A 12,712-nucleotide genomic window follows, 5' to 3' on the forward strand; every position below is an offset into this window, starting at 1 on the left:
TCCTTCTCGAAGTCGTCGGGGTGGGTCAGGTCCTGCCACTTCGTCGTTCGTAGCTCCTGCTCGCTGCGGCCGAGGAACCTGCCATCGCGGGGTTGACCTGCAAGAACGTGCCGTGGATGCTCACGATGTTCATGGCCACCGGGGCGGTCATCATGGCCACGCGCAGGCTCTCCTGGCTGCGCCGCAACTCGGCCAGCGCATGCCGGGCGTCGGTGAGGTCGCGCCAGGTCAACGCCACACCGTCGGCGATCGGGACGACACTGACGTCGAAGAGGCGCACGTGCGCGGTCACGATGCTGGTCAAGTGCTCACCGGCATGCAACCGGGGCTTGCGGGTGGCGACCACTTCAGCGGCCCAGCCCCTCGCGATCTCGGCGGTGTCGGGGGTGAACACCTCAGCCATCCGGCGTCCTAGGAGGTCCTCCCGCCCGCGGGACAGGTACTCGGTGGCCCGGTCGTTGCAGTCGACGAGGATGAAGTCGTCGATGACCCCGTCGTCACCACGAAGGGCGCGGATCACGATCAGCGGATCGAGCGCGGCGTTGACCACCGCCCGGAGGAGTTCGCGATCGTCAACGGCCTGTGAGACGCCGCCGGCCTGGTCGTACACCCGGGTCGTCTCGGTGTTCATGTAGTCGTGGTCGGCACGACCGCCCCGACTCTTGATCATCTTGTGTCCGCCGGGGTCCCCCATCCGGACGCAGGACTACCGCTTCCCGCCGGCGGCCAGCCCGCTGCGGAACTCCACCACGTCACCGTCGGCCATGACGTAGTCCTTGCCCTCGATGCGCACCTTCCCGTGGGCCTTGGCCTCCTGCATCGACCCGGCAGCCACGAGTTCCTCGAACGAGATGACCTCGGCCTTGATGAACCCCTTCTGGAAGTCGGTGTGGATCACCCCGGCCGCCTCCGGCGCGGTGTCGCCGGCGTGGATCGTCCATGCCCGGGCCTCCTTGGGTCCTGCGGTGAGGAACGTCTGCAGCCCGAGCGTCGCGAACCCGACCCGGGCCAGTGCCTGTATGCCGGACTCCAGCTGTCCGATGGACTGCAGGAGGTCGAGCGCCTCGGCCTCGGGCAGTTCACTGAGGTCCGCCTCCACCTGCGCGTCGAGGAAAACCGCCTCGGCGGGCGCGACGAGTTCGGTCATCCTGGTGCGGAACCCTTCGTCGCCGAGTTCCTCCTCGTCGCAGTTGATGACGTAGAGGAACGGCTTGTTCGTCAGCAGGAACAACTCCCGCAAGGGTTCCGGATCCACCCCGGCGGAGAACAGGGTGTGGCCCTCCTCGAGGAGGGACTGCGCCTGCTGCGCCGCGGCCACCACGGCTGCCCGGTCCTTGTTCATCCGGGCCTCCTTCTCCAGGCGCGGAAGAGCCTTCTCGAGGGTCTGCAGGTCGGCCAGGATCAGTTCGGTGTTGATGGTCTCCATGTCTTCGGCCGGCGACACCCGCCCTTCGACATGCACCACGTCCGGATCGTGGAACGCGCGCAGCACCTGACAGATCGCGTCGGACTCCCGGATGTGTGACAGGAACTTGTTGCCCAGTCCCTGCCCCTCACTGGCGCCGCGGACGATCCCGGCGATGTCGACGAACTGCACCGTGGCCGGGACGATCTTCGTGGAGCCGAACACGACGGCGAGCTTCTGCAGGCGGGGTCGGGGACGCCCACGACGCCGACGTTGGGCTCGATGGTCGCGAACGGGTAGTTGGCCGCCAGCGCGCCGGCCTTGGTCAAGGCGTTGAACAAGGTGGACTTGCCCACGTTGGGCAGGCCGACGATTCCGATGGTCAGGGACACCACTGAAGTGTAGAGAGCCAACACGCATGTCACACCCATCGGGCAGGGTGCGACCATGATCTCCATCGCCCCCGTGTGGCTGCTACTCATCGCCGGTCTGATCGCCATCGCCGTGTACGTGGCATACCGGCTCGGCTCCGCGTCGGCACGCACCCGGGTCGCCGAACTCGAGGGCCGCTGCCAGGCTCTCACCGAGCAGGTCCAGGACCGCGGCACCCTCGACGCCACGCTGCAACCACTGCGGCTGGCGATGACCGGGCTGTCCCAGCAGGTCGATGCCGCTGAGCGGGCCCGGGTGGCGTCCCTGTCCGGCCTGTCCGAGCAGGTTCTGTCCGTCGGTCGGCAGGTCGGCGAGGCGACCTCGGACGTCGCGTTCCAGGCCCGGCGCATCACTGAGGCGCTGTCGCGCACCCAGCACCAGGGCACATGGGGTGAGATGCAACTGCGCCGACTGGTGGAGGCCGCGGGCATGCTCGATCACGTCCACTTCGTCGAGCAGCACACAGTCGCCGATGACGACGGCTCCCTGCGCCCGGACATGCTCATCGACCTCGCCGCCGGTCGCCGGGTGGTGGTGGACGCGAAGGTCTCCCTCGACGCCTTCCTGGACCCCGAAGCCGACGAGCAGACCACTGCCGCCCGGCATGCCGCGGCCGTCGCGGGCCATGTGGCCCGCCTGTCGAGCAAGAAGTACTGGAAGGCGGTCGGCACGCCGGAATTCGTCATCCTGTTCCTGCCCGCCGAGCACATGCTGGGGGTTGCGCTGCGGGAACGCCCCGACCTTCTGCAGACTGCCTTCCAGCGCAAGGTGGTCCTGGCCACCCCGACCACCCTCATGGCCACCCTGAGCAGCATCTCGTGGGCCTGGCAGCAGTCGGCCATGGCCGACCAGTCCCGGGAGATCCTCCGTGCCGGGCGCCAGGTGCAAGAGCGCCTGCTCACCATGGCCGGCCACCTCGAGCGACTGGGCAAGGACCTGACCGGGGCCGTCGGCAGTTACAACCTGTTTGTCGGGTCGCTGGAGACCCGCGTGCTGCCATCCGCACGCCGACTGGCCCGGCTCACCGCGACGGACAGCGACCCCATCGGCGTGGCTGAGGTGGACGTGCGCCCCCGCACAGTCGCTGTACAGGCCGAAGACCTGATGCGGGACACCGGGTAGCGTTGCACGGCCAACCCGGCTCCTCGGGTTACCGTTGACCGGTGAGCACCAAGGAGCCGACCGTCACGGCCAGCCCGGTCGGGGTGTCGGTCGCGATGACGCCTGAGCAGCCCGCCCCTGCCGATACCGTGGCCGATGTGAGCGCGATCCCGCAGCCCGCCGGGCAGGAGGATCGCAGCGGTCTGGGTGTGGGGCTCATGGTGCTGCTGGTGTTCACCGTGACCATCCTGAGCGCACTGGCCGACACCGCCATCAACGGCAGCATCACCTACCTCACGGGTGCGGTGTTCGTGGTGATCTCTGTCATCGCGGCCGCCACCGTGGGTTATCGGGACCTCTCCACCGCGATCATCACCCCACCACTGGCCTACTTCACGGCCATCGCCATCGCCGGTCAGCCGGACCTGCTCAACGGCAACCGGGACAACCTGCTGATCCGGGAAGGTGCGATGGTGATCGCTGGTCTGGCCTACAGCGCACCGTGGATCTTCGCGGGGACCGGCGCTTCGGCATTGATCGTGATCGTGCGGCGCTGGATGCTGCACCGCTGATCGTCAGCGTGCCGCTGCCTTGATGTCGCGGCGCAACTCCGGCGGCAGGGCGAAGATCAGGCTCTCCTCGACCGTGGTCACGACCTCGACCTCGTCGAAGCCGAACGCGTCGAGGGCCTCGAGTACCTGCTCGACGAGCGTTTCCGGAACGCTGGCACCGGAGGTCAGCCCGACAGTGCTGCACCCGTCGAACCACTCCTGCTGGAGCTGGCTGGCGTCGTCTATGCGGTGGGCCTGCGCCCCGGCCTCCCGCGCGACTTCGGCCAGGCGCACGGAGTTGCTGGAGTTCTCCGAGCCCACCACGATTACGACGTCGCATTGCGGAGCGACCACTTTGACCGCGGCCTGTCGGTTCTGCGTGGCGTAGCAGATGTCATCACTGGGGGGATCGATCAGCAGGGGCAGGCGCTCACGCAACCGGTCAACCGTCTGCATCGTCTCGTCCACCGAGAGGGTGGTCTGGGACAGCCATGCGACCGGACGCTGCGGATCCACCTCGATGGTGTCGGCGGCTTCCGGGGAGTCGACGATGGTGATCGCCTGCGGCGCCTCCCCGGCCGTCCCCTCCACCTCCTCGTGGCCCTCGTGGCCGATGAGCAGGATCTGGTACCCGGACTCGGCGAAACGCTTGGCCTCGTTGTGGACCTTCGTCACCAACGGGCAGGTGGCGTCGATGGTCAGTAGGTTCCGGCGTTGCGCCTCGTCGTGCACGCTGGGGGCGACGCCGTGAGCGCTGAACACCAGGCGCGATCCGGGCGGGACCTCGTCTGTCTCGTCGACGAAGATCGCCCCCCGCCGCTCCAAGTCGGCTACGACGTGGACGTTGTGGACGATCTGCTTGCGCACATAGATCGGCGGCCCGTACAACTTCAGGGCCTTCTCCACCGTAACGACGGCACGCTCCACCCCGGCGCAGTAGCCGCGGGGTGCCGCCAGCAGAATCTTACCCACCATTCAATGCTACGTGGACTCTTCGATGTGCGCCTTCGCCGCCTCCAGTCGGTTCTCCACCTGCCCGAGCAGGACGTCGCAGTGCGCCGCCAGCGCCTCACCGCGCTCCCACAGTTCCACCGACTCCTGCAGACTGACGTTGCCGTCCTCCAGTCGCCGCACGATCCGCTCCAGCTCGTCGCGTGCCGCCTCGAAGGTCAACGGTTCCGGCGTCTCATCGCTCATGGCTGCTCCTCCACAAATGCCTCGAAGTGTCCTGCCTGCACGCGCACGTGAATGCGCCCGCCGGGCTCTGGTGGCTGGCGCACGATGCGGCCGTCCGGATCGGTCACCAGCGCGTAGCCCCGGTCGAGAGTCGCCTGCGGCGACAGTGCCCGCAGTTGCAGGTCGAGGCTGGCCAGGTCGACGCGCTGCCGCTCCGCCAGGCGGCTCACCGCGGGCAGCAACCGCTCCCGGCAGCGCTGCAGACGGGCCCGCGGTTCGACGAGGATGACATGGGGATCCTGCAGGACGCGCCGCTGTCGCCACGCCTCAAGCCATCGCCGCTCGTGGCCCGCCCTAGCCGCCATCAGCGTGCGCAGCCGCCTGCGCAGCGTGTCGATGTTGGCCGCCACTTCGGCCACATCCGGCACCGCCAGCGTGGCCGCGTGCGTGGGCGTGGCCGCTCGCGCGTCAGCCACGTCGTCGAGGATCGGCCGGTCGGCCTCGTGCCCGATCGCGCTGATCACCGGCGTGAACAAGCGAGCGACCGTGCGTACCAGCCCCTCGTCGGAGAACGGCAGGAGGTCCTCCAGCGAACCGCCGCCACGGGTGACGATGATCACGTCCACCTCCGTGTGGGCCTCGAGGTCCAGCAGTGCCGCCGTCACCTGGGGCACCGCTGCGCGGCCCTGGACAGCAACCTCACGCACCTCCAGCCGGATGGTCGGGAACCGAGCCAGAGCAATACGGCGCACGTCCTTGAGGGCATCGCTGTCGCGGCCGGTGACGACGCCCACCGCGCGTGGGATCAGGGGGCGCCGGCGCTTGCGGTGCGCGGCGAACAGGCCCTCCTCCGCCAGCAGTCGTCGCCGGCGTTCGATCTCGGCCAACAGGTCCCCGAGCCCGGCCAGGTGGATCTCGCTGGCCCGCAGCAGGACCCTGGTCTGCTTGGTCACGTGCGGTCGTACGAGCAGCACCACCCGGTCGCCCTCCACCGGAGTGCGCGGCAGGTCCGCGAAGTTGCGCGGGTGGATCATCACATCCGCACTGGTCTCGCCGAGGTCGTCGCGCAGCGTGAAGAAGGTCTGGTTGCCCGTGGCGCGGATCTTGGAGATCTCCCCCGTGACCCACACCTGACCCAGCTTCCCCACCCAGTCCTGGAACTGCTTGAGCATGACGCGCAGCGGCCATGGCTGCTCCAGGGTGGGCGCGGTCACGAGGACAGTCTGCTGGCGAAGTCGGCGAGTTGTTCGTACGACACGGTGCCCGTCACGACGACCGTGGATCCGTCCATCGAGGTCACGAGCGAACGCTGGTCGTCGGTCGTGTACTGCCGCCACTGACGCCCCGAGATGATTCGCTCACCATCCGGGCGTCCTCGCAGCGTCTGATCAGCGACGAACTCCCCGGCGTCCCCATCTGTCTGGGCGAGCGCGACGTACTGGTCCTCGGGCGTGACATAGCCCAGGAACCAGGTGGTGGTGTTCTCGTCACCGTCGAAGCGCGCCGAGGTGGCTCGCCACTGCGCCGACAGGCCAGTGGGCGCCTGAACCGGGTAGTCGGCCTGCTCGCGAGCCGCAGTCAGTGCCGGCACCGGGTCGACCGTGCGCACCGGGTCCGGCGCGGGTCGCCACACGACAGCAAACAAGAAGGCCACGAAGGCCCCGACGACCAACAGACTCAGCACGAGGTCCCGCAGGCCGCGCTGGGTGCGTTCCGAACTCATGACCCCATTCCACCAGCCTGCGAGGAAGTCGGCGAAGGCTGCGGGTCCGGTCTCGGTGGCTTGGGCTTGGGTTGGGGTTTCGCCGCGTCGAACAGCCAACCGGTGAAGGGCACCCGGCAGGACGGGATCGTGCGGAACTCGTAACCCCGCTGGCGGAGTTCGGGAATGATCCGCTTCACCGCGCTGATGGTTGCCAGGCGGGGGCCCCCGCCGTCGTGCAGCAGCACGATGGACCTGTTGCGCACGTGTGTCAGCACGTGCGTGGTGATGTAGGCGGAGTCCTGGTGGGCCCAGTCCTGCGGATCCACGGTCCACAGGACCTGCTTGAGTCCCAGGCCGCGGGCCACGGCGGTCACCGTAGAACTGGTGGCACCGTACGGCGGACGCAGACAACTACCTCCGGCAGCGCCCAGCAGCCGCTGCGTCGATGCGATCTGACGATGGATGCCCGCCGGGTCGAGGAGGGTCAGGTCCGCGTGCGACCACGTATGGTTGCCCACCGCATGACCAGCCAGCCACAGCCGCGTCGCCTGTCCGGGATCGGCGGCCAGCGACTGGCCCACCAGGAAGAACGTCGCCGGGACCTGCTCGCGGGCCAGCAGTCTCAACAGGCGCGGGTCGTTGCCCGCGTTCGGCCCGTCGTCGAAGGTCAGGTAGACGATCTTGGGTTCCTTCACCGCCTGCGCCGGAGGCGCGACGACCAGCGCTGACAGTGCCACGGTCAGGGCGGCGAACACCGCCGACACCGTGAGAGAACCCCGTGAGCGCACACCTCAAGTCTGGCACGCGGATCCGCCATCGCAGCCATGTCGGGCTGCCTGTGGACGGGTCTAGGCTGGGAGCATGCCGGACTTCCACTACGTCGACATGCTCCCCCGCGGCGAGGACGAGACTCCGTACCGCCTGATCACCACCGAGGGCGTGGAGGTCGTGGACCTGGCCGGCCAGCGGTTCCTGCGCGTGGCGCCCGAGACACTGCGCCAGCTCACGTTCGCGGCGATGCGGGACATCCAGCACCTGCTGCGTCCTGGTCATCTGCAGCAGTTGCGTAACATCCTCGACGACCCCGAGGCCTCCCCCAACGACCGCTTCGTGGCCCTGGATCTCCTGCGCAACGCCAATATTGCTGCCGGTGGCGTGCTGCCCATGTGCCAGGACACCGGCACTGCGATCATCTCCGGCAAGCGCGGCCAGCGGGTGCTCACCGACGGCCCGGACGAACTCGCCCTGAGCCAGGGGGTCTACGACGCCTACCAGCAGTTGAACCTTCGGTACTCGCAGATGAGCCCCTTGAGCATGTGGGACGAGGTGAACACGGGAACCAACCTGCCCGCGCAGATCGAGATCGGTGCGGACACCAAGCCCGGCCACGAATTGCAGTACGAGTTGTTCTACATGGCCAAGGGCGGGGGCAGCGCCAACAAGTCGTACCTGTTCCAGGAGACGAAGGCCGTGCTCAACCCCGAGACGTTCCGCACCTTCCTTGACTCCTCGCTGCGCGCTCTGGGCACCGCCGCCTGCCCCCCGTACCACCTCGGCGTGGTGGTGGGCGGGACAAGTGCAGAGTTCGCGCTCAAGACGGCCAAGTACGCCTCCGCGCGGTACTACGACAACCTGCCGACCCACGGCGGCCCGGACGGCAATGGCTACCGGGACCTCGACCTGGAGCAGGCGATCCTCGAGCAGACCCGCGAGTTCGGCATCGGGGCGCAGTTCGGCGGGAAGTACTTCTGCCATGACGTGCGGGTGATCCGGCTGCCGCGCCACGGCGCGAGCGCACCCATCGCGATCGCCGTCAGTTGTTCCGCCGACCGGCAGGCCCTCGCGAAGATCACCCCCGAGGGTGCCTTCCTCGAGGTGCTCGAGCGTGACCCTGCGCGCTACCTGCCGGAGGTGACCGACGACCATCTCGACGACGACGTCGTGGCGATCGACCTCAACCGCCCCATGCCCGAAGTGCTCGCGGACCTGCACCGACTGCCGGTCAAGACGCGGGTGAGCCTGACCGGCACGCTGGTGGTGGCGCGTGACATCGCCCACGCGCGGATCAAGGATCTGCTCGACACCGGTCATCCGATGCCCCAGTACATGAAGGACCACCCGGTCTACTACGCCGGACCCGCGAAGACCCCCCCGGGCTACGCGTCCGGTTCGTTCGGGCCCACGACTGCCGGGCGCATGGACTCCTACGTCGATCAGTTCCAGAAGGCCGGTGGATCGATGGTGATGCTGGCCAAGGGCAACCGGTCGAAGCAGGTCACGGATGCCTGCCAGAACAACGGTGGTTTCTACCTCGGGTCCATCGGCGGGCCGGCCGCCCGGCTCGCCCAGGACTGCATCCGGAAGGTGGAGGTGCTGGACTTCCCGGAGCACGGGATGGAGGCGGTCTGGCGCATCGAAGTGGAGGACTTCCCGGCGTTCGTCGTGGTCGATGACAAAGGCAACGACTTCTTCGCGGAGACGATGCGGCCCATCGCCACCCGCATCCCGGTGGGTCCGCCCAAGGACTGACACGCCGGCCGCTGGCCCGCGCACAAGGTGGCCCGCGCTCAGGGTGGGAGAGACACCTCAAGCGGGGAGCGATTCTGCACGGTTGGATCCCTCCCGCCCGTACCTTTCACCAACGCCCTGATTCCCGCGCACAAGGTGGGCCCCGCGCACTGCGGCGCCGCACAAGCCGCGAGGGCCCACAAGACGCCTCGCGCTCAAGGCGGGAGAGACACCTCAAGCACGGGGAGCGATTCTGCACGGTTGGATCCCTCCCGCCGTACCTTTCACCAACGCCCTGATTTCCCGCGCGCGCGCACAGGGTGGCCCGCGCGCACTGCGGCGCCGCCACAAGACGCCTCGCGCTCAAGGCGGGAGAGACACCTCAAGCGGGGAGCGATTCTGCACGGTTGGATCTCTCCCGCCCGTACCTTTCACCAACGCCCTGATTTCCCGCGCACGGCCGCGCCGGTCGAGCCCCAGAACGACGACGACCCCCGCGGCTCATACCCGCGGGGGTCGATCACGTCAGAGGAAGGTCAGTACCAGCCCTTGCGCAGCCATGCGTTCCAGGCGCCGTTCGGAGTGCCGTAGCGGCCCTTGATGTAGGACAGACCCCACTTGATCTGCGTCTCGGGGTTGCTGTGCCAGTTCTTGCCGTGGGTGCGCATCTTGGACCCGGGCAGGGCCTGCGGGATGCCGTGGGCCCCGGACGACCCATTGTGGGCGCGCTGGTTCCAGCCGGACTCGTGGTTCCACAACTTGATGAGGCTGCGGCGCTGCTTCGGGCCCCAGCCGTACTTGTACTGCATGTACTGCGTCGCGTACCACTGGTTGTACTTGACCGAACCGAACCGGTACGGGGCGCGGCTGCGCGACGGGGCCTTGATGCGGTCGGCCCGGTCGTCCTTGCTCACGGCAGTCGCGGACGAGGTGCTGACGTGAGGGGTCGCGAGGGCCTGCGCGCTGAAGCCGCTGAGCAGCAGCGGGATGCTGGCGGCAACCACAGTGGCGCGGGTCGTGTGCGAATTCATGCGGGGGATCTCCAGGTGACTCGGGTTGTGCACCCGGGTCATGCCCCTGCGTCTGACCAGAGAATCGTGAGCCGGGTCACACCGGTCAGTACCAGTGGTGCCGCTGCCAGAAGGCCCAGGCCTTCACCGGGGTGCCGTAGCGGCCGCGGATGTAGTCCAAGCCCCAGTCGATCTGGGTCTCGGGGTTGGTCCGGTAGTCACTGCCGTGGGTGCGCATCTTGGACGCGGGCAACGACTGCGGAATGCCCCACGCCCCCGATGACCGGTTGACCGCCTTGTGGTTCCATCCCGACTCGTGGATCCAGAGGGTCTTCAGTGCCTTGAACTGCCGCGGGCCCCAACCGAAACGGATCATGGCCGCCTGCTTGGCGTACCACTGCGAGTAGGCGACGGTCCCGAAGCGGGCTGGTGCCTGTGACCGGCTCGGCCGCGGCAAATCGGGTCGCGTGGCGGCGTGGGCGGCCACGGGCGAGGCCACCATCAGGGCGGCTGTGATGCCGGCGGCGATACGGGGGGTGATCATGCGAACCCATCGGTCGGGCGACCCGGATCGAGGGACGCGTGGTGGACCCGTTGGTCACTGCCCCCGTACGGCCGGCTCGATCCACCGGTTGTGCCGCCAGGGTGTCAGCGCGACCTGCGTGCTGGACGCCGGGTTGTGGCGTTCACCTCCACTGTGTCCAGGGACGACCCGCCAACACGGCCGCGATTTGCGTGACATATGTCACTTCCGACCGATGGAATCGGGCGAATCAGGCAGTTGCGACAACTGGATCAGTACCAGCCGCGGCTGTGAGACGACGCGAGAGCCGCTGCTGGGGCACCGTAGACCGACTTGATGTAGGACAGGCCCCACTTGATCTGCGTCTCCGGGTTCGTCGCCCAGTCGCTGCCGAAGGAGGCCATCTTCGACCCCGGCAACGACTGCGGGATGCCGTGCGCGCCGGAGGAGGGGTTGTGCGCGTGCTGGCTCCAACCCGACTCCCGCTGCCACAGCTGTTCCAGTGCTGAGAACTGGTCGGCGCCCCATCCGTACTTCTGCTGCATGTACATCCGGGCGAACCACTTGTTGTACGCGACGGTCCCGAAGCGGTGGGGAGATGAACTGCGCGAAGCCCGGTCGTAGCGGTCGGCGTGCGACGCTGCCCCCCGCCACACCTTCGTGGGAGGAATCACAGCAGGGGTCTTGTCCTGGTCGGACGCTGGGACGGCGGCCGCTGCGGTAGCCGATACGCCGTGGGTGGACGCAGCAGGGGCACTCTGCGAGGCCAGCAGCAGCATGGCTGCCGGTACCGATACTGCCACTGCGCCGATCAGGACGCGGGTCACGCGTGCGGGCATGGACAACCTCCAGAGGGATCTGTCGGTTACATGCCCTGCGTCCAGCGGACGCAAGCGTGAGTAGCGTCACACACCCGTCACAGCGCGTGGTCCTCCAGCAGTTCGGTGACCAAGGCCGCGATGGGTGAGCGCTCGGAGCGGGTCAGCGTGATGTGGGCGAACAGCGGGTGGCCCTTGAGCCTTTCGACCACTGCCACCACCCCGTCGTGACGCCCGACCCGCAGGTTGTCGCGCTGGGCCACATCGTGGGTGAGCACGACTCGCGAGTCGCGGCCGATCCGGCTGAGCACCGTGAGCAGCACGTTGCGCTCGAGGGACTGTGCCTCGTCGACGATCACGAAGGCGTCGTGCAGTGAGCGCCCGCGGATGTGGGTCAGCGGCAGCACTTCCAGCATGTCGCGGTCGACGATCTCATCGACCACCTCCTGGGTGGTCACCGCCTGCAAGGTGTCGTGGACGGCCTGGGCCCACGGGCCCATCTTGTCGTGCTCGGTCCCGGGCAGGTAGCCGAGTTCCTGGCCACCTACGGCGTAGAGGGGCCGGAACACCACGACTTTGCGGTGCTGGCGACGCTCGAGGACCGCCTCCAGCCCGGCGGACAGGGCCAGCGCGCTCTTGCCGGTGCCGGCACGTCCTCCGAGCGACACGATGCCGATCGAGTGATCGAGCAGCAGGTCCAGGGCGATGCGCTGCTCGGCGCTGCGCCCGTGCAGGCCGAAGGCCTCCCGGTCGCCGCGCACCAGGCGCACCTGCTTCCCCTCGGTCACCCTCCCCAGAGCCGAACCGGACTCGCTGGTCAGGATGAGGCCCGTGTGGCACGCCAGGTCGCGGGCTTCATCGAGGTCGGCCATCTCGCCCCGGTAGAGGTCGTCGAGCCACGACTGGCTCACGTCGAGTTCCTCGATGCCGCTCCACTCACTGGTCGAGGCCAGCTCAGCGCGATACTCCTCGGCGATCAGGCCCACCGCCGAGGCCTTCACACGCAGCGGGAGGTCCTTGGAGACCACCACGACGTGATGCCCTTCGGCGGCCAGGTTGCGCGCCACCGCCAGGATTCGGGTGTCGTTGTCCCCGATCTGGAACCCACTGGGCAGGATCGACGGATCGGCGTGGTTGAGTTCCACCCGCAACGTCCCCCCGCTGTCCAGCGGCACCGGTTCGTCGAGCCGGCCGGCCGCCACCCGCAGGTCGTCGAGCAGCCGCAGTGCGGTCCGCGCGAAGTACCCCAGTTCGGGGTGGGTTCGCTTGCCCTCGAGTTCGGTGATCACTATCGCCGGTATCACCACCTCGTGTTCGTCGAACCGCCAGATGCAGTGGGGGTCCGACAGCAGAACGCTGGTGTCCAGGACGTAGGTACGGAAGGGGTGGTCATAGGGCACGCTGGGGCCTCCGTTCCACCGGAGCCCGGCGCGGGTCCGGTATGCGCCTGACCTTAGGCCGCGGGGCTGTCCGCCGCGAGCAC

The 12,712-nt window shown here is 68.2% G+C and carries 12 protein-coding genes and 2 pseudogenes; 3 read left to right on the plus strand and 11 right to left on the minus strand.

The features are described from left to right. Positions 1-25 precede the first annotated feature (25 nt). Entirely contained in the window at positions 26-670 is a 645-nt protein-coding gene (locus IPG68_07545; protein MBK6763130.1) for a PAS domain-containing protein, read from the minus strand. Between the two features lie 36 nt (positions 671-706). Next, positions 707-1,797, minus strand: a pseudogene (gene ychF / locus IPG68_07550) (redox-regulated ATPase YchF). Between the two features lie 55 nt (positions 1,798-1,852). Here ychF and IPG68_07555 point away from each other — a divergent pair. Next, the gene (locus IPG68_07555; protein MBK6763131.1) at positions 1,853-2,959 is read left to right on the plus strand and encodes a DNA recombination protein RmuC; all 1,107 of its coding nucleotides are present in this window, start codon (positions 1,853-1,855) and stop codon (positions 2,957-2,959) included. 41 nt (positions 2,960-3,000) lie between these two features. Beyond that, positions 3,001-3,510, plus strand: a complete 510-nt coding sequence (locus IPG68_07560) for a hypothetical protein (GenBank protein MBK6763132.1) — start codon at positions 3,001-3,003, stop codon at positions 3,508-3,510. A gap of 3 nt (positions 3,511-3,513) precedes the next feature. Here IPG68_07560 and IPG68_07565 read toward each other — a convergent pair whose 3' ends face one another. From IPG68_07565 to IPG68_07585, 5 genes are read right to left on the minus strand one after another with little or no spacing between them, the layout of a single operon-like run. After that, positions 3,514-4,464 carry a 4-hydroxy-3-methylbut-2-enyl diphosphate reductase gene (locus IPG68_07565; GenBank protein ID MBK6763133.1) on the minus strand — a complete coding sequence of 317 codons (951 nt, stop codon included), beginning with the start codon at positions 4,462-4,464 and terminating at the stop codon, positions 3,514-3,516. A 6-nt stretch (positions 4,465-4,470) separates the two neighbouring features. Beyond that, positions 4,471-4,686, minus strand: coding sequence for an exodeoxyribonuclease VII small subunit (locus tag IPG68_07570; GenBank protein ID MBK6763134.1), 216 nt, complete (start codon positions 4,684-4,686; stop codon positions 4,471-4,473). Further along, positions 4,683-5,879, minus strand: a complete 1,197-nt coding sequence (locus IPG68_07575) for an exodeoxyribonuclease VII large subunit (GenBank protein MBK6763135.1) — start codon at positions 5,877-5,879, stop codon at positions 4,683-4,685. Before IPG68_07575 ends, IPG68_07570 begins: the two co-directional genes overlap by 4 nt. Then, positions 5,876-6,388 carry a DUF4245 domain-containing protein gene (locus tag IPG68_07580; GenBank protein MBK6763136.1) on the minus strand — a complete coding sequence of 171 codons (513 nt, stop codon included), beginning with the start codon at positions 6,386-6,388 and terminating at the stop codon, positions 5,876-5,878. Before IPG68_07580 ends, IPG68_07575 begins: the two co-directional genes overlap by 4 nt. After that, entirely contained in the window at positions 6,385-7,125 is a 741-nt protein-coding gene (locus IPG68_07585) for a polysaccharide deacetylase family protein (protein MBK6763137.1), read from the minus strand. Before IPG68_07585 ends, IPG68_07580 begins: the two co-directional genes overlap by 4 nt. A gap of 106 nt (positions 7,126-7,231) precedes the next feature. On the opposite strand from IPG68_07585, the gene IPG68_07590 reads away from it, so the two are divergent. Continuing rightward, positions 7,232-8,899, plus strand: a complete 1,668-nt coding sequence (locus IPG68_07590) for a fumarate hydratase (protein MBK6763138.1) — start codon at positions 7,232-7,234, stop codon at positions 8,897-8,899. A 515-nt stretch (positions 8,900-9,414) separates the two neighbouring features. Here IPG68_07590 and IPG68_07595 read toward each other — a convergent pair. The 4 genes and pseudogenes from IPG68_07595 to IPG68_07610 form a co-directional block, all read right to left on the minus strand. Further along, positions 9,415-9,951 carry a transglycosylase SLT domain-containing protein gene (locus IPG68_07595; protein MBK6763139.1) on the minus strand — a complete coding sequence of 179 codons (537 nt, stop codon included), beginning with the start codon at positions 9,949-9,951 and terminating at the stop codon, positions 9,415-9,417. Between the two features lie 43 nt (positions 9,952-9,994). Continuing rightward, positions 9,995-10,432 carry a transglycosylase SLT domain-containing protein gene (locus tag IPG68_07600; GenBank protein ID MBK6763140.1) on the minus strand — a complete coding sequence of 146 codons (438 nt, stop codon included), beginning with the start codon at positions 10,430-10,432 and terminating at the stop codon, positions 9,995-9,997. Positions 10,433-10,683: 251 nt separating this feature from the next. Continuing rightward, positions 10,684-10,947: pseudogene (locus IPG68_07605) on the minus strand (lytic transglycosylase domain-containing protein). Positions 10,948-11,327: 380 nt separating this feature from the next. Further along, on the minus strand, positions 11,328-12,629 hold the full coding sequence (locus IPG68_07610) for a PhoH family protein (GenBank protein MBK6763141.1): 1,302 nt from the start codon (positions 12,627-12,629) through the stop codon (positions 11,328-11,330). Between the last annotated feature and the right edge of the window lie 83 nt (positions 12,630-12,712).

Source organism: Micrococcales bacterium, from assembly GCA_016703125.1.
Taxonomy (GTDB): Bacteria; Actinomycetota; Actinomycetes; order S36-B12; family UBA10799; genus JADKAV01.